Genomic DNA, 21,957 nt, shown 5'->3' with positions numbered 1-21,957 from the left:
CGCCACCAACCCCCGCACCCCCGCCCGCTCGACTTCTCCCCCATTTCCGCCCCTCCCTCAAAACCAGTTCCCAAGTTCGAAATTTATCGTCGCTTTCGAATCAATCGGTTACGGGGAAGCCCCCCCAACAGCCTTGGATCCTGCCTGTATAACGTTGCCCAAGGAGAACAACTATGCGGATTTTCAATACGAATAGGGACGACATGGTACCGTCGCGCCATTTCCTGGCAACCACCAGCGCCGAGAACGCCCTCCTACTCGGAGACGACTCGGCCAGCCTGATCGCGTGCATCGAGGATCAAGCCCTCTTCTCGGGACTGCGGGACGACGTCCACCAACACTTCACCCCGGCCACCCGCTTCGAGCAGCACGTCGCTGACTCCATCGCCGAGGAACTCTGGCGCAAGGCCCGCTACTCGCTCCTCGAAAGCACAGCTCTCTCCGCCGCCATCGAGCGCGACTGGGATTCGGTGACAAAGGAGTGCCCCAACGCCGATCCCGCCTACCGCACCTACGCCGCCTTCCGCCAGTTCGGCCCCCGCGACACCGCCTGCGTCCGCGCCGGCCAGGACTTCGAGACCCGCTCCTGGCGCCGCAGCCGGGCCGACATCGCCGCCCTCCAGGCCTTGAGGAGCAACCCCAGCTGAGGTCCGGCCCAGGGAACCACCGCTATGGCCAACCAACCCATCTCCGAGCGCCGCCTCGCCGCCAACCGAGCCAACGCCCAGAAATCGACCGGCCCCCGCACCGCCGAAGGCAAGCTCCGGGTCTCACAGAACGCCACCCGCCACAATCTCTACTCCGGCCCGCACCGCCTGCCGGAAGACATCGAAGCGCGCCTCTACCTGATCGGGCGCTGCATCAGGCCGCCATCCCCGCCCGGGTCCAGGCCCTCTTCGCCGCGGCCGCAGGTTCCACCAGGCCCATAGCCTTAACCGCGCAAGCCGGAGCAATCCGCACGACACCAATCGGTGCCGAAGACCAAGCGCCTGCGTCAGGCAATAGCAATCTCGTTCCGCCCCCATGCCGCCAACCCCTCCTGGAAGCCCGAGGAGCCTGCCGCCCCGTCCGCCCGGTCCCAGCTCCGCAACCTGTGAAGGCCATCCGTCCACCCACAGCCCCCGGCCTAAGCCTCCGCTGTCTCAAGCACGCCCGCAAGCCCACCCCGTCAAACGAAGCCAACCGGGCCAGCGAAGCAAACGGAGCCGCCGCAAACGGAGCCGCGAGTGTAAACGAGCGGATAGTCCGCCAAAAGTCCCCAACCCACCAACAACCAGTGCCCCCCGTTCCCCCGACACCCACCGAGCCCCTCACGCCCGAACACCCCGACACCACGGACGCCCCCGCGCCCAGCCCCGCAACCACGAACCGAGCCGCGAGTGTCAACGAGCGGGCAGCCAACCGAAAGTCCCCAACCAACCACCCCGCGACCACGCCCACACCCGCGCAATCCACTCCCCGCGAGGCATCAAAGCCAACGACCGGGCCATCCTCCCAATCGACAACCGCGACCACAACGAGCCCCCACCACGAAGCCCACCCGTACCCAACCACCCCCGAGCTTTCCTCCGCGTCCACAAAAAGCCACACTCAGAAGAGACCCGCGCAGCCCCCGAAATCCACTCTCCACGAGCGAACAAACCCAACACCGCCCCCGGCATCAGAACCGGCAACCAGGGCCATCCACCCCCACCCAGAAGCACGCTCCCCCTAACCATCCAGACGCCGCCCCGCGCTGGGACGGCGGACGCCCTCGTCCGCAGCCGGTCCCCTGGCCGGCGCCCCAGCCACCCTCTGCAAACCGACACCCACCAACCAAATGGGGCACCCGCGCCAAGCCGCACCCCACCCGCTCTTTGACACCCAAACCGCCCCCACGCAAAAAGGGCGCGCCAGGTATCGTCACCCCCTCGTGCGCCCGTCCATCTCTGACACTCGACCAGCCCGGACCAGCCAACCCCGTCCCTAACTCAACACCGGCTCCACCAGCTCCCCATGCACATCCGTCAACCGGAAATGCCGCCCCTGGAACTGGTACGTCAGCTTCTTATGGTCGATCCCCAGGCACCGCAGAATCGTCGCCTGCATATCGTGTACATGCACCGGATCCTGCACGATGTTGTAGCTGAAATCGTCCGTCTCCCCGACCCGCGCGCCCGCCTTCACGCCGCCGCCCGCCATCCACATGCAGAAGTTCCTCGGATGATGGTCCCGGCCGTAATTCGACTCGCTCAGGCGCCCCTGGCAGTACACGGTCCGCCCGAATTCCCCGCCCCACACCACCAGCGTGTCCTCCAACAGACCCCGCTGCTTCAGGTCCGCCACCAGCGCCGCCGTCGGCTGATCCGTACCCCGGCATTGCAATGCCAAATCTCGCGGCAGGTCGTTATGCTGGTCCCAGCCCCGGTGATAAAGCTGGATGAACCGCACCCCGCGCTCCGCCAGCCGCCGCGCCAGCAGGCAGTTCCGCGCATAGCTCCCCGGCTTCTTCGACTCCGGCCCATACATCTCGAACGTGCTCTCCGGCTCCTTCGACAGGTCCACCAGCTCGGGCACCGACGTCTGCATCCGGTACGCCATCTCATACTGCGTGATGCGCGTCTCGATCTCCGGATCGCCCACCTGCTGGAACTTCATCTCGTTCAGCTTCCCGATCGCATCCAGCATCGAACGCCGGTTCTGCTTCGTGATGCCCTTCGGATCCGACAGGTACAGCACCGGATCCGCCGACGCCCGGAACTTCACGCCCTGGTAGTTCGACGGCAGGAACCCGCTGCCCCACAGCCGCGAAAACAGCGGCTGGTCCGTGTTGATCGCGTGTGCCTGGCTCACCATCACGACAAACGCCGGCAGGTTCTCGTTCTCGCTGCCCAGCCCGTAGCTCACCCACGCGCCAATGCTCGGCCGGCCCGGCTGCTGGCTGCCGCTCTGGAAAAACGTGATCGCCGGATCGTGATTGATCGCCTCCGTATGCACGGTCTTGATCAGCGCCAGCTCATCCACGATCTTCGCCGTATGCGGCAACAGCTCGCTCACCCACGTGCCAGTCTGCCCATACTGCTGAAACTGGAACATTGACGAGGCCACCGGGAACGTCGCCTGCCCCGAGGTCATCCCCGTAATCCGCTGCCCGTTCCGGACGCTGTTCGGCAGGTCCACGCCCTGGTACTTCTTCATCCCAGGCTTGTAGTCGAACAGGTCCATCTGCGACGGCCCGCCCGATTGGTGCAGCAGGATCACCCGCTTCGCCTTCGCCGCGAAATGCGGCAGCCCCGGCAAACCGGGAATGCCCTTCTTTGTTTCGGCCCCAAATAGATGCGACAGCGCGGCCACGCCAATGCCCATGGGCAATCGAGTCAGGAGTTCGCGGCGATTCATGATGTCATCTACTCCTTCGTAATCGTCTCGTCCAGGTTCAACAGCACCGTGCACAGATTCGTCCACGCCGCCAGCACCGCCGGCTCCACCCTGCGGTCCACCGCCGATTCACCAATCTTCAGCAGCTCCTCGGCGCCCCCGGCATTCTGCTGGTAGCTCGCCATCTCGCCCTTCAACGACGCCCGCAGCACCTGCAGCTCCGCGCTCGACGGCGGCCGCGCCGTCACCCGCTCAAACGCGTCGCGCAGCCGCTGGTCGTCGGTCTCCTTCTTCTCCAGCAGGTGCTGTGCCAGGTTCCGCGCCGCCTCGATATACGTCGGATCGTTCAGCGTCACCAGCGCCTGCAGCGGAGTGTTCGTCACCGCCCGCCGCGACGTGCACTTCTCGCGATCCGGAGCGTCAAACGTGTTCAACGACGCCGGCGGCACCGTGCGCTTCCAGAACGTGTACATCGACCGCCGGTACAGCTTGTCCCCGTGATCCTGCTTGTACTCCTGCGCCGAGAACGCCTCGCCGAACGCCAGCTCTTCCCACAGCCCCGGTGGCTGGTACGGCAGCACGCTCGGCCCGCCGATCTTCTCTTTCAACAGGCCGCTCACCGCCAGCGCATTGTCGCGCACCATCTCCGCCGGCATGCGGAACCGCGGCCCCCGCGCCAGCAGCCGGTTCTCCGGATCCTTCTCATGCAGCGCCGGACTCACCTTCGACGATTGCCGGTACGCCGCCGACGTCACAATCAGCCGCTGCATGCCCTTCACGTCCCAGCCCGTTCGCATGAACTCGGTCGCCATCCAGTCCAGCAGTTCCGCATGCACCGGCGGTTCACCCTGCGAACCGAAGTCTTCCGAAGTCTTGACGATGCCCGTGCCGAAGTACATTTGCCAGTAGCGGTTCACCGCCACCCGAGCCGTCAGCGGATGATTCGGATTCACCAGCCACTGCGCCAGCGCCAGCCGGTCCGCTTTCACGCCAGCCGGCAGCGGAGGCAGCATCGACGGGACGCCCGGCATCACCTTCTCCACTTTGTTCGTGTAATCGCCGCGCCCCAGCAGGTAGGTCTCGCGAGGCTTTTTCGCCTCTTCCATCACCATCGTCGTCGGGATCTTCTCTTCCAGCAGTTCCTTCTGCTCGCTCAGCGTCTTGAACTCCGCATAGGCCTGCCGCCACTCCGCCGGACCCGCCTTCGTCAGGTAGTACTCGCGCAGCCGCCCGTATTGATCGCTCGACCGCTTGCCCGGCGTCGCCAGCAGCACCTCGGCCGGATAGTCCACCGCCAGCCGCACCGCCTCTTCCTGCTTCAGCGCCCGCCCGTACACCCGCAAATCGTCCAGCCGGCCGCGGAAGAAGCCGCCCGTCGCCGTGTTGTTCAAGTCGATCGGCCCGTTCACGTCCAGCGGCCCGCTCAGCGTCTGCTTCTCCACAATCAGCTTGGAAGGCTGGCCATCCAGCAACAGGCTCACCTGCCGGCCGTCGCTCACCAGCGCCGCATGGTACATCCGGCCCTGCTCAATCCACTCGTCCGAGCGCAGCGCGTACTCCTTCGCCGCTCCGTCAAACCACCGCACTTCCAGGTGATGCCCGCGCCTCAGCCTCGGCAGCGTCTCCGGTTCGCCGAAGCCCACCTCAAAGCCCTTCGGGCCTTCCAGCACCTGGAACATCTTCGATTCCTTCTGCCGCCCAATGCGGAACCAGAACGCCAGCGTGAACGGCTTGCCCGGCTCCAGCACGCCCGCCGGCCAGCGAACCACCGCCGAAGTATCGATGTCCGCCGCCCGGTTCACCGGACCGCCCGAGCCATAGACGATATCGCCCTTCAACACACGCCCGTTCCGGAAGTGCCCGCTGATGTCCGTCAGGTTGCCATCCAGCTCGTACCACGCCCGCAGCCCTTCCGTCGGTGAACTCGGATTCGCGCCGTCAAAGCTCGCCTTCTCCCAGGCCCACTGCGCCAGCATCAGGTCTTCCGGCGCCAGCACATCCATGCGCGCCTGCAGCGACTGCTTCAGCTCCGCCATCTGCTTTTCCTGCGCGTCATCCGGCAGCTCCAGCAGCGGCTCCGCGTTGCCCTTCTGCCCGTCCAGGCCCTTCTCCGGCAAGGTATTGAAGAACGCGCCGAACCGGTAGAAGTCCTTCTGCCGGATCGGATCGTACTTGTGGTCGTGGCACTTCGCGCAGCCCAGCGTGGTGCCCATCCAGACGTTGGAAGTCGTCTCCACGCGGTCGGCCACGTACTCCACCTGATACTCCTCGGGAATCGCGCCGCCCTCGAAGTTGATCATGTGATTCCGGTTGAACCCCGTAGCCACGCGCTGCTCGCGCGTCGCGTTCGGCAGCAGGTCGCCGGCCAGTTGCCAGACCGTGAACTGATCGAATGACAGATTCCGGTTGAAGGCCGAGATCACCCAGTCGCGCCAAGGCCACATGTCACGGTGCGAATCGATGTGGTATCCGTGCGTATCCGAGTAGCGCGCCAGGTCCAGCCACTGCATCGCCATGCGCTCGCCATAGCGCGGAGACGCCAGCAGCCGGTCCACCACCTTCTCATACGCGTTCGGAGCTTTGTCGTTGAGGAAGGCCGTCACCTCAGCCGTCGTCGGAGGCAGGCCCGTCAGGTCGAACGTCACCCGCCGGATCAGGGTCGCCTTCGAGGCCTCGGGCGAGGGCTGCAGTCCTTCGCTCTCGATCCGCGCCAGCAGGAAGGAGTCGATCGGGTTCCGCGCCCAGTTCTTCCGCTTCGTCACAGGCAGCTCAGCCCGCTTCGGAGGCCGGTACGCCCAGTGGGTCTCCCACTTCGCGCCTTCGTCGATCCAGCGCTTGATCACCCCGATCTCGGTGTCTGTCAGAGACATGCCCGAAGTCGGCGGAGGCATCCGCAGGCCCTTCTTCTCGTGGCTGATCCGTTTGTAGAGTTTGCTGTCGGCCGAATGGCCTGGCGAGATCACGCCCTTGCCGAAGGCGCTCTCGCGATCGTCAAACCGCAGGCCCGCTTTCCGCGTCTTCTCATCAGGGCCGTGGCACTGGAAACACTTGTCGGAAAGGATCGGCCGCACTTCGCGGTCGAAATCGACGTTCTTGGCGCCTGCGGCAAACAGCACGCCCGGCAAAACAGCAGTAATCCAGATAGCCCGCATCCCAGCCCGGCTCCTCACTTGGTGATGCTTGTCATGTTATCGCAACACGCACCGCATCACACCCGTACAAGCCTCGAAAGGCACCCGGACGGCGCTGGTAAAACCGCCCGGGCGCAGGAACTTACCGTCTATATATCCAACTGGGGCCGGCCCGGCTTCGGCCAGTCGATGTGGAAGAACTTCCCGCGCGGCTGATCCACCCGTTCATAGGTGTGCGCCCCAAAGAAGTCCCGCTGCCCCTGCAGCAGGTTCGCCGGCAGCCGCGGAGCCCGGTAGCTGTCGTAATACGCCAGCGCCGAGAAGAACGTCGGAGCAGGCACACCATAGGTGGCCGCCGCCGACACCACCTTCCGCCAGTTCTCCTGGCACCGGTCGATCTCGCTCTTGAAGTAGGGATCCAGCAGCAGGTTCGCCAGCTTTTCGTCCCGGTCGTAGGCTTCCTTGATCTTCTGCAGGAACCGCGCCCGGATGATGCAGCCGCCGCGCCAGATCATCGAGATCTCGCCGAAGTGCAGCGTCCAGTTGTACTCCTTCTGCGCCTCGCGCATCAGTTGGAAACCCTGCGCATAGGAGCAGATCTTCGAGCAGTACAACGCGTCGTGAATCGCCTGCACCATGCCGGCCTTGTCGCCGCTGAAGGTTTCGGCCGGCCCGGTGAGGATCTTCGACGCGGCCATGCGCTCTTCCTTCACCGCCGAGATGCAGCGCGCAAACACCGCCTCGGCCACCGTCGGTGCCGGAACGCCCATGTCCAGGGCACTCACCGAAGTCCACTTGCCCGTGCCCTTCTGCCCGGCCGTGTCCAGGATCACGTCCACGATCGGCTTGCCCGTCACCGGATCCGCCTGGCCCAGGATATCGGCCGTGATCTCAATCAGGAAGCTGTCGAGGACGCCCTTGTTCCATTCGGCAAAGACCTTGGCGCACTCCGGAGCCGTGTAGCCCAGCACACCCGTCATCAGCGCGTAGGCTTCGCAGATCATCTGCATGTCGCCGTACTCGATGCCGTTGTGGACCATCTTGACGTAGTGCCCCGCCCCGTCCGGTCCGATGTACGTGGTGCACGGCACCCCGCCCTGAATCGGCTTGCCCGGTGCGGCGCCTTCCAGCGGCTTGCCGGAAGCCTTGTCCACCTTGGCCGCCACCGCCTCCCAGATGGGACGGATGAACTCATACGCCGCCGGATCGCCGCCCGGCATCAGCGAGGGACCAAACCGCGCGCCCTCTTCCCCGCCCGAGACGCCGGAGCCGATGAACCGCAGGCCCTTGGCCTTCAACTCGCGCTCGCGCCGGATCGTGTCGTTCCAGTTCGCATTGCCGCCGTCGATGATGATGTCGCCGCTCTCCAGCAGCGGGATCAGGCCGTTGATCACGGCGTCCGTGCCGGCGCCGGCCTTCACCAGAATCATCACCCGCCGCGGCTTCTTGAGCGACGCCACAAACTCCTCCAGCGTCGCAAAGCCCTTCAGTCCGCCCGGCGTATTCAGGTTCTCCGCCACGAATTTCTGCATCGTGGCCGTCGTCCGGTTAAAGACGGAGATCGGAAAACCATGGTCGGCAACGTTCAGGGCGAAATTCTGGCCCATGACGGCGAGGCCAATCAGGCCAATTTCGGAAATAGGTTCAGCCATAGCGCTCCTCTGCTGGATCTGTCCTTATGGTAGCCGCAACTACGGCGAGACAGCACTATGGGGTATAGATTCGGAATCCAAGCCGCCGGCTGCAGCAATCAGAGGCGCTGCTTTGTCTACTCAGGAACGAGAGGCTGCGCCAGCAGGGTACGCCAGTCAGACGGATCCGGGGTGTTGCCGGGATCGGTCACATATGATTCCCAGCGCGGCCCCGCCGGTTGCCGCCCCTTCGACTCCAGCCATTCGTCCAGCGCCATGTGTGTGGCCGGCAGCCGTTCGTAGACGCCTTCGTGTACCAGCGTCGCGCACGGGCCGCCCGGCAACTCCACGGCCTGTACCGGATCCTGGCCCTCGACCGCTTCGAGCACCGGCATGCCCACCTCGATCTCCATCAGACCCTGCTCGTCAAACTGCAGGTACCGGGTGAACGGCGCGCCGGAGATCGTCGCCCCGCGCGCCACCGCGCATTGCCATACCGCCGGCAGGCAGCGGTGCAGTACGGCCGCGATCTGGTCCGGAGCGGTGGTCGCCCGGATCACCAAAGCAGGTTGGGGAGCTAATGTGAGCAACGTCGGTTCTGGCATGGATCCGACTTCAGTTTAGCCGCTAGGCCATCGACCAGCGCCGCAGCCGTTCAAATCCACCGCGCAACAGCCGCCAGATGCGGCGCGCCAGCCAGGCAAACATCACCAGGAACCCCAGCACCAGGACCAGCGCAATCATCGGGTGCGACGTCGTCAGCCACACCATGAACGGCGCCGCCGCATCGCCCATCAGGCTCAGCGCCACATTGGAGAAGGGCTCCGGACTGTGGTTCACCGCCAGCCGCGTCGCCGCCTTGGTAGCATGGCTCGACAACGCCACCCCGCCGCAGAGGATCACCAGCACCAGCCGGACAACCGGATCGAGATCCGCAAAGGCCGTGGCCGCCAGCACCACCGCGCCAATGGGCCGGATGATGGTGTGCACCGAGTCCCAGACGCTGTCAACCCAGGGAATCTTGTCTCCCACGAACTCGGCCGCAAAGGCCACTCCAGCGGCGATCAGCACGGCCGGATGCGCCAGCACTTCCAGCCCATGCAGCGTCTCCGGCAGTCGCAGGAACCCGAACCGGATGGCCAGCCCGAGTCCCAGAACAGTGGAGTAGAGCCGCAAACCCGCGGCGAAACCCAACCCCAACGTGGTGGCCAGCAGATGTACCGCGTCCATAGATTGATCCGTCCAGATGTCAGAACATGATACGCCGAAACTCTTAATTTCGTTCCGTAGCCTGTATGAATGCCCACCCGCGCCCCCGCACGCGATATCTTGGAACGGGAGGACTATGCGGTCCAGCCCGCATCGCCATGTCACTCGACTACACCTACGAAGACGTTGCGAAGATGATCGACCACTCGCTTCTGAATCCAACCCTGAAGTGGGACGATCTGGAGCAAGGCATCAATCTTGCGCTCGCCTATGACACCGCCAGCGTCTGCATCCTGCCCTACGCGCTGCGCCATTGCGCGGAACGCCTGCGCGGCAGCCAGGTAAAAGCCAGCACCACCATCGGCTTTCCCCACGGCTGTCACTCGACCGCCATCAAGCTCGCTGAAACCCGCCAGGCCCTGGCCGACGGGGGCGAAGAGCTGGACATGGTCGTCAACATCAGCGCCGTGCTCAGCGGCGACTGGGGCTATGTTGCCAATGACATCCGGACAATTGAAGAAGCCACCCATGCCGCCGGGCAGAAGATCAAGGTCATCTTCGAGAACGCCTATCTCAACGACGAGCAGAAGGTCCGTCTGTGCGAGATCTGCGCCGAATTGCAGGCCGATTGGGTGAAGACCTCCACCGGCTATGCCCCTTCCGGCGCGACGGACGACGATCTGCGCCTGATGCGCCAATACTCGCCGGCCTCGGTCCAGGTCAAGGCCGCCGGCGGAATTCGAGACCTGGATGCCCTGCTGCGCGTGCGCGCGCTGGGCGTCACCCGCTGCGGCGCCACCCGCACGGCTTCCATGCTGGAGGACGCCCGTCAACGCCTCGGGCTGCCCGCCATCCACTTTCAAGGCGCCGTTGCGCCCTCAGGATATTAAGGAGATTACCGAATGCTCAAATTGGGATTCGTCAGCGCGATCCTCGCGGACCAGACCCTCACCGAGGTGCTGGAGTTTGCCGCCGAGAGCGGCTTCGATTGCGTCGAGTTGATGTGCTGGCCCAAGGGGAAAGCGGAACGCCGCTACGCCGGGGTCACCCACATCGACGTCGTCGACCTCAAGAAGTCCGACGCGGCCCGCATCAAGGAAGAGTGCGCCGAGACGGGTGTCTCCATCAGCGGCCTGGGCTACTACCCCAACCCGCTGACGGCGAACCTGGCCGAAGCGAAGGTCTATACCGACCACCTCAAGAAGGTGATCAAGGCCGCCGCGCTGTTGGAAGTGCCGGTCGTCAACACCTTCATCGGCCGCGACCACACGAAGAGCGTCGACGAGAACTGGCCGCGCTTCCTCAAAACCTGGAAGCCGCTCATCGCCCTGGCTGAAGCCAACGGCGTCAAGATCGGCATCGAGAACTGCCCCATGTCGTTCACCCGCGACGAATGGCCCGGAGGCAAGAATCTCGCCACCTCGCCCGCCATCTGGCGCCGCATGTTCAACGACATCCCGTCGGAAAGCTTCGGCCTGAATTTTGACCCCTCCCATTTCGTATGGCAGGGTATGGATTACGTCGGCGTGCTGCGCGAATTTAAGGCGAAGCTGTTCCATTTCCATGCCAAGGACGCCCGGCTGGACCAGGACCGCCTGAACGAAGTCGGCCTGCTGGCATATCCGAACCAGTACCACACGCCCAAGCTGCCGGGTTTAGGCGACGTGAACTGGAGCAAGCTATTTTCTGTGTTGACTGAAGTTTACGACGGTCCGGTGTGTATCGAAGTGGAAGACCGGGCCTATGAGGGTAACCTCGAGCTGCGCCAGGCCGCCCTGTTGCAGAGTGGGGGCTACCTCGCGCAATTCCTGCCATAGTCCGCATGGCCGGGCAACTTCAGACCCGGCCGCCGCATCTGATTTCAGCAGCAGAAGCGGCGGCCGGAACTCTACGAAATCGTCTGGCAACGCGGAATCGCGTTGTAGTAACCTTATGTTTGGATTGGTTCGATTCAGAGTTGGAGGTCTCTTTCTTATGTTGCGCAAGCTCCGCAAAGCTGCTCTAACGGCGGCCACCTGCCTGGTGATGGCGGGTTTGGCTTTCGGCCAGATGGGCACATTTACTGGCAAAGTTATCGGTGAGGACGGCAAAGGCCTTCAAGGCGCCGTCATCAAGATCGAACGCAAGGACATCAAGGGTAATTGGAACACCAAGACCAATAAAAAAGGTGAGTGGACCTATAGCGGCATGCCAGTGCCCGGTCAGTTCATCATTACCTGCGAAGTCGGTGGACAGGTTGTCGACTCCGTCAACGGAATCCGCAGCCAGATGGGCGAACCCCAGGAAGTCAGCTTCGATCTCCGCAAAATGGCCGCGAAGCGGCAGGCTGCGCAAAAGGCTGCCGAAACCGGTCAGATCAGCCAGGAACTGGCAAAGGAAATGACCCCCGAGCAGAAGGCGGCCTATGAGAAGCAGTTGAAAGAGCGCTCCGCTCAGATGCAGAAGAACAAGGCTCTGAACGACGCTTACAACGCCGGTATGACCGCCAAGGAAGCCAAGGATTACCCCACCGCGATTGACTCGTTCAAGAAGGCGGGTGAACTGGATCCGAAGCAGTCCGCCGTGTGGATTCAGTTGGCTGCAACCTACGACGCCCTGGCCAAGACCAAGACTGGCGCCGACAAGGATGCCGCGCTGACCAGCGCCGCCGAGAGCTATCTGAAGGCATTGGAACTGCAGCCTGCCGACGCCGGCCTGCACAACAACTACGGCCTCGTCCTCGCGTCGCAGAAGAAGATCCCGGAAGCCAAGGCTGAACTCGAAAAGGCTGTCTCCCTCGAACCCGCGGGCGGCGGCAAGTATATGTTCAACCTCGGCGCCGTGCTGATCAACACGGGCCAGACCGATCCGGCCGTGGAAGCCTTCCATAAGGCGACCGAACTGGATCCGAAGTATGCCCCGGCCTGGTTCCAGTATTGCAGTGCGCTCAGCGGCAAGATGACCCTGCAGGGTGACAAGCCAGTGCCGCCGGCCGGCATGAAGGAAGCCTGCGAGAAGTACCTCGAGCTCGACCCGAACGGGCCGAACGTCGAAGCCGCCAAGGGCCTGCTTCAGCTGGTGGGTGGAACGATCGAAACCACCTTCGTGAATCCCGACGCCAAGAAGGGCGGCAAGAAGGCTACGAAGAAGTAGTCCTGCCCTGGTTCAGTCCTTTAACCGCGCTCCAGCCCCGTGCCGGAGCGCGGTTTTCCGTTGAACCGGCCAATCCATTCCGCGTTCCGGCTTGCGCACAAAAAGGGCCGGGTTCCCTGGGGAACCCGGCCCTTTCCTTTGCTTGACGGTGGCTGCTAGACCTTACCCTTGATCGTACGCAGCTTGCCTTTGGTATCGAAGCTGACCATCAGGCCGGTCTGATACCGCCACACTTCGCCATCCGGCTCAACGTTGACCGTGTCTGGCGGGCCGTGCTGGATGTAGTACTTGCCGCGATCCGTATCGGAGCCGCGCTTGCCCGACTCCTTGAACTTCTGGTTGGCGAACTCGATGCGCCGCTCGCGTTCGGCCGTAGCCGCCTCGGCATCGTGCTTCGCCTGGTCCATTTCCATCATCGACATGGCCCGGTCGTGCCTGGCCTGCGCCATTTCCTGCTCCATCGCCAGCTTCTGGCGGCCAAACTCTTCCGCGTCATGCTTCGCCTGCAGCCGCATCTGGCTGGCTGCCTCGTCATCCAGCTTCGCCCTCTCCATCTCACGTTGCGACTGCGCTGAATCCAGCAGCGCATTGGCCGCGGATTGACCTAACTGAACCTGCAGCCGGGCACGCTGCTGTTCGAGCCGGGCGATGTTCGCTTGTACCTCCGCCAACTGCTCTTTGAGTTCCGCCTGGTCCCGGGCCGGAACCTCCGCGATCACGCCGCCGGTGATCCCATCCACGACGCCGGCGATGATAGCCGGGGGAGGAGGTGGAGGGGGTGGTGCCTCGGGCGCCTCCGGGGCCTCGGGCGCAGGCGGCGGCGGTGGCGACTGTTTCCGTTTCTTCGCCACAGCCGGCGGCGGCGCAGGCGGGGCCGGAGGAGCCGGCGGCGCGAGTTGAGCCCAAACCAGCCCGCCGCATAACACCAGGGCGACAGCCGGCCAGGCCGGGGATATTCCGTTCTTGCGTTCTTCCATACCAAGTAGTCTCCCGATTCGATCTTTCAGTCCGGTGCCAGTGGCGGCCATGGCAAACTCCACTCGCGACTCCTCCAACCGCAACAGCGCGGTGGAGTACAGCAGGCGGTCGCCGCACGCCTCGACGGCCGCCTCGTCACAACACATCTCGCGTTCCTGCCGGGCGCGGTCAGAGACCCACCAGACGGCAGGGTGATAAAAGAGCAAGCTCTCGACCATGGTCTGCAGGAGGTTGACCAGGTAGTCGCGGCGCCTCACGTGGGCTAGCTCGTGTGCTATCAGTGCCTCCAGATGCTCGGGCGCCAGGTTGGCCAGGGCGCAGACCGGCAGGAGCAGGACCGGCCGCCACCAGCCAAAGACCTGGGGGACCAGGGCGGTGGACGAGGCGTAGGCCCGCACCACGCCAGGGATCGCCATGCGAACGCGCAGCCGTTCCACCTGGGCCAACCAGTAACCGTCGAGCGGCTGCCGGCGGGCCGTGGTCTGGCGCAGGGCCCACCACCAGCCGCCGGCGGCGCGCAGGAGCAGGAGGCATGCTCCGATGAACCAGGCCGTGGTCAGGCCGGGCAGCCAGGCATCCAGCAGGCCGGCCGCCTGCTGCCAGATCGTTGGCTCCGGCAGGGGCCGATCCAGGAAGACGCCGCGAGTGCCGTCCAGAACCAGCGGCACCACCGCCGGGCCGGAGATCCTGAGCGCGAAGGTGACGGCGGGCGCCGCGATCATGGCAGCCAGCGCCGCGCAGCAGACGAGGTAGCGGGTTTCCGGCCGGCGCAGGCGGCCGAGGATGAGGGCGGCCGCCAGCCCGAGGGCGGCGCCTTGCCAGAGGAAGTGAATGAGAGCCCACCCAAGGGCATCCCGGTAGATCATACGGCCCCTCCCCGATAGGAATCGAGCATCCTGCGGATCTCGTCCAACTCTTCCTGAGACGCGGGGCGGGTAGAAAGGGCGCGCATGACGAGTTCGGCCGCGCTGCCGCCAAAGGCGCGGTCGACGAGGTCGCCCACAAGCTGGCCCTGAGTCTCCTCGCGCGCCGCCGCGGCACGGTAGACGTGGGCGCGGGCAGACTCCTCCCGCGCGACAAGTCCTTTTTCCGACATGATTTGCAGGAGCTTCAGGACAGTGGTGTAGCCGGTTGGCTTGCGGCCATCCAGCACTTCATGGACCTGCCTCACGGTGCTGGGGCCCTGCTCCCAAAGCACACCGAGGATCTCTAATTCCGATGCGGTTGGTCTCACATCCCGACGATATACGAAGTCCTTCGTACTGTCAACGAAGAACTTCGTACTTTATGCGAGATGTTGCACGGCGGCCGCGTCGCTGAACCATTCGGCGTCGCGGAGCATTTGGGAGGGGACGCCCAGGGGATTGTCCGGGCCCTGCAGGGCCGACTGGACGGCGACGGCCTTATCGGCTCCGCTGGAGAGGACATACAGGCTGCGTGCGGCCAGGATGGGTTTCGGAAGCAGGGTGACGCGCCACTGGTTCTTCTTGGCGACCCAGAGGGCGGCCACGAGGCCGATGCGGTCGGCCACCATGGGTTCTCCGGGGAAGAGCGACGCGGTGTGGCCGTCGTCGCCGACTCCGCATTGGACCACGTCAAAGCGAGGCTCCGGACCGAGAGCGGCTTCGATTTCGCTCTGGTAGAGCGCGGCGGCCGCGACGGCTTCCATTTCGCCGCGAACGCGGTGGACCTGGGTCTCGGGCAAATGGCCCGGGACGATCAGGTTTTCGCGGGTCATGCGGTAGTTGCTCTGGTCGTCGGTGGGCGGGACGACGCGCTCGTCCACCCAGAAGAGCTGGATTTTCGACCAATCGAGGCCCAATTCGACCATCTCGCGGAACATGAGCTTGGGCGTGCTGCCGCCGGATACGGCGAGCGAGGCCGTGCCGCGCAGGGCAATGGCTTCGTTCAGGCGGTCAGCGATCGCCCGGGCGCAGCCTTCCGCCGCGCCCTGGGCGTCGCTGAATACGTGGATTCGATCGGTCATCCGCGCACGACCTCAGGCAGGGTCGCCAGCGCGTCCTGAAACAGCGGGTCGCGCCCGAAGACGTTGAGCTCCTCGTGCAGCAGCATGGAGTCGGTGTGCAGCGGGAAGACCGCCGTCGACCCCATGCGTCCGGCCTCGATGCTGAGCGAGGTGCGGCCGGTGCGGCGCAGGGAGACGACCTGGCTGCCGCCCTGAAGGCGGACAGCCCGGATGCGGCCCATGCCGGCCGGAGGACACTCCTCGTCCTCGCAACGAAGAGGAACATCGGAGCCCGAGACGCGTTTGAGCCAGGCAGCCAGATAGCCGGCGGCGGTGGAGATGCCTTTACCGGCGTAGGTGACTTCGCACCACTCCATCGGCTCGCCGCGGCGCAGCACCTGGGCGATGGTTTCGCGCCAGCGGGTGATGCGGGCCCAGGTGAGGTCGGCCAGGGTCCACGTGCCGCCGGAGAGCTTCTTGAGGCACTCCAGGGCCTTGACGGCGTCGCGCTGGGAGGAGCTGTCCACCATCACTTTGCCGGCGAGGCGCAGGACGGGGCGCAGTTCTTCGAGTGAAGCCAGCGAGAGGTCGCGGCACCAGAGGGCGACGGGGAGGTCGGCCACCATGAGTCCGAAGATGATGGGTGGCACGGCGGAGAGGTTCTCGCGGGTGGCGCAGATGTCGATCTGCTCGCAGCAGATCTGCTGGCGGCGGCCGAAGGGCATCCAGCACTGGAGGGTGGTCCGAGCCTCGACCGGCGCGTTCCCTTCCCCAACCCGGATGACGATGGTGCGGTTGGGGTGCTCGTGCATGATCTCGGCCAGGGTTTCGCCGAGAACCTGTGGATCTTCCTCAGCCCGGACGACGACCAGGAGAGTCATGGCGCAGGCGCGGAGCACGCCCGAGCCTTCCGATTTGCCGATGGACCGCCAGCTATTGTCCAGCTCCTTGAGGAGCTGGCCGGCGTCGATGACTGCTGGTTCGGCCATTATGGAACCCTCCAGACGTGACCGCGCGCGGCGAGCATTTCATCAGCGGCCGCCGGGCCCCAGGTGCCCGCGGCGTAGTTCGGGAATTCGAACTTTGTCTCGTTCCAGACGTTGAGGATGGGCTGGACGACATTCCAACTGGCTTCGACCATGTCGAGGCGGGTGTAGAGCGTCGCGTCGCCCTCCAGGGCATCCAGCAGCAGCGTTTCGTAGGCCGTGGGCGTGCGCGTGCCGAAGCTGGTGCCGTAGTTGAAGTCCATGGTGACCGGGCGGAGTTTCATGCCGGCGCCGGGCAGTTTGGAGAAGAAGCGGAGGGAGATTCCCTCTTCCGGCTGGATGCGGACGACCAGGAGATTGGGCCACTGCTGGCCGGTTTCGCCCTCGAAGATGGACAGCGGCGCCTGGTTGAACTGAATGGCGATATCGGTGACGCGCTTGGGCAGGCGCTTGCCGGTGCGGATGTAGAACGGGACGCCGGCCCAGCGCCAGTTCTCGACAGTCGCGGTGATAGCGGCGAAGGTATCGGTCTGGGCTTCGGGGTCCACGCCTTGTTCCTGGCGGAAGCCGGGGACGTCGGCGCCGCCGATTTTGGCGGGACCGTACTGGCCTTTGACGGCGTGGGTGGCCACTTCCTCGGGCTTGAGGGTGCGGATGGAGCGCAGGAGTTTGGCACGCTCGTCGCGAACGGCGTTGGGTTCGTAACTGGCGGGCGGCTCCATCGAGATGGTCGCCATCACCTGGAGCAGGTGATTCTGGATCATGTCGCGGAGGGCGCCGGCCTCCTGGTAGTAGGCTCCGCGGCCTTCAACGCCGATGGCTTCGGCCGCCGTGATCTGCACGTGGTTCACATAGCGGCGGTTCCAGAGGGGTTCGAAGATGCCGTTGCCGAAGCGGAAGGCCAGGATGTTCTGGACGGTCTCCTTGCCGAGGTAGTGATCGATGCGATAGATCGCATTTTCGGGGAAGACGGCCTGCAGGTTGGTGTTCAGTTCGGCGGCGCTGGCGGTGTCGTGGCCGAAGGGTTTCTCGACGATGATCCGGCGCCAGGCGCCGGGGGTCGAGGGGTTTTGGAGTCCAGCGGCGCCCAGGCCGGCAGCGGCCGTGGAGTAGTAACTGGGCTGCGTGGACAGATAGAAGAGCACGTTGCCGCCGGTCTGGCGGCTGACTTCGATCTCCTTGAGGCGGGCGTCGAGGGCGGTGTACATCGCGGCGTCGGCGAGGTCGCCGCTGACGTAGAAGAGGCCCTTCGCGAAATTGGCCCAAAGATCGGCGTCGAAGGGACTGTCTTCCAGGAAGTGTTCGACGCTTTCGCGCATTTTTTCGCGGAACTGGTCGTCGGTCATCTCGGTGCGGGAGATACCGACGATCGCGAATCCAGCGGGCAGACGGCGTTCGTAAGCCAGCCTGTAGAGGGCGGGCAACAGCTTTCGTTTGGTGAGGTCGCCGTTCGCGCCGAAAATGACAATTGCCGAAGGAGAAACCGGCTTTTCGTAGCGAAGCGGATCCTCGAGAGGATAGGTCCCAGCCATGCGCCTACATTAGCATGAGCAGGGGGGGCCTTGCCCACGGCCCCCATAGAAGCTAAAATCAAATTTCCTGCCGTCTGTTTTGAATTCCCATGCCCAAGTCCACCAAGATACTCGCGGTCGTTGACGACCTCTTCTTTGTCGTGAAGATCAACGACGCCGCTAAACGCGCCGGCCTGACCTGTGAATTCCTCAAGTCAGAGAAAGACGTTCTCGAAAAGAGCGTCGCCGAGCAGCCGCTGCTCGTCATCCTGGATCTCAACGCGCATTCCGTGAACGCAGTCTCCGTGATCACGAATTTCAAGGCGATAGAAGATCTGAAGCGCGTGTCCCTCATCGGCTTCGTGTCGCACGTACAAGGGGAGTTGAAGCAGCAGGCACAGGATGCGGGCGCCAATATGGTGCTGGCGCGTTCGGCCTTCTCGACCAACCTGCCGCAAATTCTCAAGCGCCACACAGGCTCGATGTAGCCGCGGGGCGCGAATTACGCGCCCTGACTGAACTCCGCCACCTGCCGCAGCTTCCTGAGCGCCGCGCCGGAGTCCACGGCCGCGCCGGCCATTTCCATGCCTTCGTGGAAGGCCTGCGCCACTCCGGCGGCCTTCAACGCCACGCTCGCATTCACCAGAACTATGTCGCGATACGCGCCGGGCGCGCCGTTGAGCACGGCGAGGGCGATGTCGCGGTTGGTGGTGATCTCTCCACCCTTCAACTGTTCAATAGTGGCGCGGGGCACGCCGAAGTCTTCGGGCGCGACCTCAATATGGTCGATGGCGCCCTTGGTGATGGAGAGCAGGTGCGTGGGCGCGGTGGTAGTGACTTCGTCCAGGCCGTCAAAGCCGTGGACCACGTAGCCGTGTTCGAGGCCCAGCGCCGCGAGGGTGACAGCCATCAGTTCAGCGGCCTGCAGGGAGGGTGCGCCGGCCAGTTGGGCGGTGGCTCCGGCCGGATTGGTGAGCGGACCGAGCAGGTTCATGGCTGTTTTCGTCTTGAGCTCCGCGCGGGCGGGCATGGCGTTTTTCATGGCCGGGTGCAGGACGGGGGCGAAGAGGAAGCCAAAGCCGATCTCGCGGATGGAGCGGGCGATGGCGGCGGGGTCTGTCAGCAGCTTCACACCGAGGGCTTCGAGGAGATCGGCGCTGCCGCAGAGCGAAGACATGGAGCGGTTGCCGTGTTTGGCGACGGGCACGCCGCAGGCGGCAACGACGATGGCGACGATGGTGGAGACGTTGCAGGTGCCACGGTTGTCGCCGCCGGTGCCGCAGGTGTCGAGCACGACGCGATCGGTGATGCCGTGGTGGATGTGGACGGCGCTCTCGCGCATGGCCTGGGCCAGGCCGAGGATCTCGTCGGCGGTTTCGCCTTTTACTCGCAGGGCGGCCAGGAAGGCGCAGATCTGGGGCGTGGTGGCCTCGCCAGCAAGGATGGCGGACATGGCCGCGCGGGCATCCGCAGCAGGCAGACTTTCCCTGTTCAGGAGGCGGTGCAGGAGGGGCAAAAACGGCATGCTATATTGGATTTCGGGGCTTCATTCGAGCCTACCACAAGCGGATTCCTATGAAAATACACGAGTACCAAGCCAAGGCGATCTTGGCCAAGTATGGGGTTCCAGTACCGCGCGGACGCATGGCACTCAGCGTGGATGAGGCCAAGGCGATCGCGGTGGAACTCGGCGGCCGGGTGGTCGTCAAAGCACAGATTCATGCGGGCGGACGCGGTAAGGGCGGCGGCGTCAAGCTGGCCGACAACGCGGATGCCGCGGCGGAAGCCGCCTCCAAGATCCTGGGGATGACGCTGATCACGCACCAGACGGGGCCGGAAGGCCGGCTGGTGAAGTGCCTGCTAGTGGAAGAGACGTTGCCGATCGAGAAAGAGCTGTATCTCGGCATCGTGCTGGACCGGGCGCAGGGCAAGCTCGTCATGATGGCCTCCGCCGCCGGCGGCATGGACATCGAGGAAGTCGCCGCGAAGACGCCGGAACTGATCCTGAAGGAAGCGTTCGATCCGGGCGCCGGCCTGATGGGCTGGCAGGCGCGCAAGCTGGCCTTCGGCATCGGCATTCCCGCCGCCAGCGTAGGCGCGGCCGTGAAGACGATGCAGGCGCTGGCGAAGGCCTACCTCGACACCGACGGATCGCTGGCTGAGATCAATCCGCTGGTTCTCACTTCGGACGGCCGGGTGGTGGCGCTGGACGCGAAGGTCACCTTCGACGACAACGCGATGTTCCGCCACAAGGATCTGGCTGAGCTGCGCGATTTGAACGAAGAGGATCCGCTGGAAGTGGAGGCCTCGAAGTTCGGCCTGAACTACATCAAGCTCGACGGCAGCGTCGGCTGCATGGTGAACGGCGCGGGCCTGGCGATGGCGACGATGGACATCATCAAGTACGCCGGCGGCAGCCCGGCGAACTTCCTGGATGTCGGCGGCGGAGCCAACAAGGAACAGATCAAGAACGCGTTCCGCATCCTGATGGATGACAAGAGCGTGAAGGCCGTGCTGATCAATATCTTCGGCGGCATCCTGCGCTGCGACACGCTGGCCGCGGGTGTGGTGGATGCCTCGCGCGAGCTGGGCATGAACCTGCCGCTGGTGATTCGCATGGAAGGCACCAACGTACAGGAGGGGCGGCTGATCCTGAAGGAGTCCGGCCTGAACTTCACGGTGGCCGACGGCATGAAGGACGCGGCCGAGAAGGTCGTCGCGCTCGCGCAGTAGAAAGGGATCCCAACCATGAGCGTACTGGTCAACAAGAACACGCGCGTGCTCGTGCAGGGCTTCACGGGCAAGGAAGGCACCTTCCACGCCCTGCAGGCGATCGCCTACGGCACCAACATCGTGGGCGGCGTCACGCCCGGCAAGGGCAGCACGACTCACCTGGAGCGGCCCGTCTTCGATACCGTCACGGAAGCAGTGAAGACCACGGGCGCCAACGCCACGGTGATCTTCGTGCCTCCGCCGTTCGCGGCGGAAGCCATCATGGAAGCCGCCGACGCGGGCCTGCCGCTGGTGGTCTGTATCACGGAAGGCATTCCGGCCCTGGACATGGTGAGGGCGTGGCAGTATCTGAGAACCAAGCCGGGCACCCGCCTGATTGGTCCGAACTGCCCCGGCATCATCACACCCGGAGAGTGCAAGATCGGCATCATGCCGGGCCACATTCACAAGCCGGGCCCGGTGGGCGTGGTCTCGCGCTCGGGCACGCTGACCTATGAAGCGGTGGGCCAGTTGACGGCGCTGGGCATCGGCCAGAGCACGTGCATCGGCATCGGCGGAGATCCGATTATCGGCACGACGCACATTGATGCGCTGCGGCTGTTCAATGAGGATCCGGCGACGGAAGCCATCATCATGATCGGTGAGATCGGCGGCAACGCCGAGGAACTCGCCGCCGCGTATGTGAAGGAGTTCGTGAAGAAGCCGGTGATCGGCTTTATCGCGGGCCAGACCGCGCCGCCCGGCCGCCGCATGGGCCACGCCGGTGCGATTATTTCCGGTGGATCGGGCAAGGCCTCAGACAAGATGGCCGCCATGGAAGACGCCGGTATCATCGTTTGCCCGACGCCCGCCGATCTCGGCGACCGCGCCAAGGCAGCTCTCAAGCTTTAAGGAACTATGGAACGTACATTCGCCATCATCAAGCCGGACGCCGTTGCGGACGGAAACGCGGGCAACATTCTCGCCCTGATTGAAAAGAACGGGTTCAAAGTACTCGCACTGCGCAAGCAGCACCTGACGCGGCCCATCGCCGAAGGGTTCTATGCCGTCCACAAGGGCAAGGGCTTTTTCGAAGAACTGATCGCCTTCATGACGGAGGGTCCCGTGATCCTGCTCGCGCTGGAGCGTGAGGACGCGGTGGCCAAGTGGCGCGAAGTGATGGGCGCGACGAATCCGGAGAAGGCGGAAGCCGGCACGGTGAGGAAGCTCTACGGCGCGAACATCGGCCGCAATGCGAGCCACGGCTCGGACAGCCAGGAGAACGCGGCCATTGAGCTGGCGTGGTTCTTCCGCGGCTACGAACTCAACTAGCCAGATCGTTTT

Annotated in this window: 20 protein-coding genes; 9 read left to right on the top strand and 11 right to left on the bottom strand. The window is 64.5% G+C overall.

Annotation, left to right across the window (positions count from 1 at the left end):
• Positions 1-173 precede the first annotated feature (173 nt).
• Together IRI77_RS03080 and IRI77_RS03075 are read left to right on the top strand one after the other, a co-directional pair.
• Positions 174-647 (top strand): hypothetical protein, encoded by a 474-nt coding sequence (locus tag IRI77_RS03080; protein ID WP_194450624.1) that lies wholly within the window; start codon positions 174-176, stop codon positions 645-647.
• Between the two features lie 24 nt (positions 648-671).
• Positions 672-929, top strand: a complete 258-nt coding sequence (locus tag IRI77_RS03075) for a hypothetical protein (protein ID WP_194450623.1) — start codon at positions 672-674, stop codon at positions 927-929.
• Positions 930-1,965: 1,036 nt separating this feature from the next.
• On the opposite strand, the gene IRI77_RS03070 is transcribed toward IRI77_RS03075, so the two are convergent.
• From IRI77_RS03070 to IRI77_RS03050, 5 genes are all read right to left on the bottom strand, one after another.
• Complete coding sequence (locus IRI77_RS03070; protein WP_194450622.1) at positions 1,966-3,378, bottom strand: DUF1501 domain-containing protein; 1,413 nt, start codon at positions 3,376-3,378, stop codon at positions 1,966-1,968.
• Positions 3,379-3,386: 8 nt separating this feature from the next.
• Positions 3,387-6,509 carry a DUF1553 domain-containing protein gene (locus tag IRI77_RS03065; RefSeq protein WP_194450621.1) on the bottom strand — a complete coding sequence of 1,041 codons (3,123 nt, stop codon included), beginning with the start codon at positions 6,507-6,509 and terminating at the stop codon, positions 3,387-3,389.
• A gap of 128 nt (positions 6,510-6,637) precedes the next feature.
• Entirely contained in the window at positions 6,638-8,140 is a 1,503-nt protein-coding gene (gndA, locus tag IRI77_RS03060) for an NADP-dependent phosphogluconate dehydrogenase (RefSeq protein ID WP_194450620.1), read from the bottom strand.
• Positions 8,141-8,256: 116 nt separating this feature from the next.
• Entirely contained in the window at positions 8,257-8,724 is a 468-nt protein-coding gene (locus IRI77_RS03055) for a GyrI-like domain-containing protein (protein WP_194450619.1), read from the bottom strand.
• Between the two features lie 22 nt (positions 8,725-8,746).
• Complete coding sequence (locus IRI77_RS03050) at positions 8,747-9,349, bottom strand: DUF4126 domain-containing protein (RefSeq protein ID WP_194450618.1); 603 nt, start codon at positions 9,347-9,349, stop codon at positions 8,747-8,749.
• A 137-nt stretch (positions 9,350-9,486) separates the two neighbouring features.
• On the opposite strand from IRI77_RS03050, the gene deoC reads away from it, so the two are divergent.
• The 3 genes from deoC to IRI77_RS03035 all read left to right on the top strand — a co-directional run bounded on the left by deoC (position 9,487) and on the right by IRI77_RS03035 (position 12,460).
• The gene (deoC, locus tag IRI77_RS03045) at positions 9,487-10,218 is read left to right on the top strand and encodes a deoxyribose-phosphate aldolase (RefSeq protein WP_194450617.1); all 732 of its coding nucleotides are present in this window, start codon (positions 9,487-9,489) and stop codon (positions 10,216-10,218) included.
• A 12-nt stretch (positions 10,219-10,230) separates the two neighbouring features.
• Complete coding sequence (locus IRI77_RS03040) at positions 10,231-11,145, top strand: sugar phosphate isomerase/epimerase family protein (RefSeq protein WP_194450616.1); 915 nt, start codon at positions 10,231-10,233, stop codon at positions 11,143-11,145.
• A gap of 157 nt (positions 11,146-11,302) precedes the next feature.
• Positions 11,303-12,460 carry a tetratricopeptide repeat protein gene (locus tag IRI77_RS03035; protein WP_194450615.1) on the top strand — a complete coding sequence of 386 codons (1,158 nt, stop codon included), beginning with the start codon at positions 11,303-11,305 and terminating at the stop codon, positions 12,458-12,460.
• A 155-nt stretch (positions 12,461-12,615) separates the two neighbouring features.
• Here IRI77_RS03035 and IRI77_RS03030 read toward each other — a convergent pair whose 3' ends face one another.
• The 5 genes from IRI77_RS03030 to zwf are packed head-to-tail and all read right to left on the bottom strand — an operon-like array spanning position 12,616 to position 17,922.
• Positions 12,616-14,304 carry a M56 family metallopeptidase gene (locus IRI77_RS03030; RefSeq protein ID WP_194450614.1) on the bottom strand — a complete coding sequence of 563 codons (1,689 nt, stop codon included), beginning with the start codon at positions 14,302-14,304 and terminating at the stop codon, positions 12,616-12,618.
• On the bottom strand, positions 14,301-14,672 hold the full coding sequence (locus IRI77_RS03025; RefSeq protein ID WP_194450613.1) for a BlaI/MecI/CopY family transcriptional regulator: 372 nt from the start codon (positions 14,670-14,672) through the stop codon (positions 14,301-14,303). The genes IRI77_RS03030 and IRI77_RS03025 overlap by 4 nt, the downstream gene beginning before the upstream one ends.
• Positions 14,673-14,723: 51 nt before the next feature.
• Complete coding sequence (gene pgl, locus IRI77_RS03020) at positions 14,724-15,425, bottom strand: 6-phosphogluconolactonase (protein WP_194450612.1); 702 nt, start codon at positions 15,423-15,425, stop codon at positions 14,724-14,726.
• Positions 15,422-16,393 carry a glucose-6-phosphate dehydrogenase assembly protein OpcA gene (locus IRI77_RS03015; RefSeq protein ID WP_194450611.1) on the bottom strand — a complete coding sequence of 324 codons (972 nt, stop codon included), beginning with the start codon at positions 16,391-16,393 and terminating at the stop codon, positions 15,422-15,424. The genes pgl and IRI77_RS03015 overlap by 4 nt, the downstream gene beginning before the upstream one ends.
• The gene (gene zwf, locus IRI77_RS03010) at positions 16,393-17,922 is read right to left on the bottom strand and encodes a glucose-6-phosphate dehydrogenase (protein WP_194450610.1); all 1,530 of its coding nucleotides are present in this window, start codon (positions 17,920-17,922) and stop codon (positions 16,393-16,395) included. Before zwf ends, IRI77_RS03015 begins: the two co-directional genes overlap by 1 nt.
• Before the next feature lie 89 nt (positions 17,923-18,011).
• Between zwf and IRI77_RS03005 the strand changes: the two genes are divergently transcribed.
• Positions 18,012-18,389 (top strand): PleD family two-component system response regulator, encoded by a 378-nt coding sequence (locus IRI77_RS03005; RefSeq protein ID WP_194450609.1) that lies wholly within the window; start codon positions 18,012-18,014, stop codon positions 18,387-18,389.
• Positions 18,390-18,403: 14 nt separating this feature from the next.
• Here the strand turns inward: IRI77_RS03005 and trpD are convergent, their stop codons facing one another.
• A complete protein-coding gene (gene trpD, locus IRI77_RS03000) occupies positions 18,404-19,426 on the bottom strand; it encodes an anthranilate phosphoribosyltransferase (protein ID WP_194450608.1) in 1,023 nt (340 codons plus the stop codon).
• Between the two features lie 50 nt (positions 19,427-19,476).
• Between trpD and sucC the strand changes: the two genes are divergently transcribed.
• From sucC to ndk, 3 genes are read left to right on the top strand one after another with little or no spacing between them, the layout of a single operon-like run.
• Positions 19,477-20,634, top strand: coding sequence for an ADP-forming succinate--CoA ligase subunit beta (gene sucC, locus IRI77_RS02995; protein WP_194450607.1), 1,158 nt, complete (start codon positions 19,477-19,479; stop codon positions 20,632-20,634).
• 15 nt (positions 20,635-20,649) lie between these two features.
• A complete protein-coding gene (gene sucD / locus IRI77_RS02990; protein WP_194450606.1) occupies positions 20,650-21,525 on the top strand; it encodes a succinate--CoA ligase subunit alpha in 876 nt (291 codons plus the stop codon).
• Between the two features lie 6 nt (positions 21,526-21,531).
• Positions 21,532-21,945 carry a nucleoside-diphosphate kinase gene (ndk, locus tag IRI77_RS02985; protein ID WP_194450605.1) on the top strand — a complete coding sequence of 138 codons (414 nt, stop codon included), beginning with the start codon at positions 21,532-21,534 and terminating at the stop codon, positions 21,943-21,945.
• Positions 21,946-21,957 lie beyond the last annotated feature (12 nt).

It is taken from the genome of Paludibaculum fermentans, assembly GCF_015277775.1.
Lineage (GTDB): Bacteria > Acidobacteriota > Terriglobia > Bryobacterales > Bryobacteraceae > Paludibaculum > Paludibaculum fermentans.
This window is presented reverse-complemented; position numbering and strand designations above follow the sequence as displayed.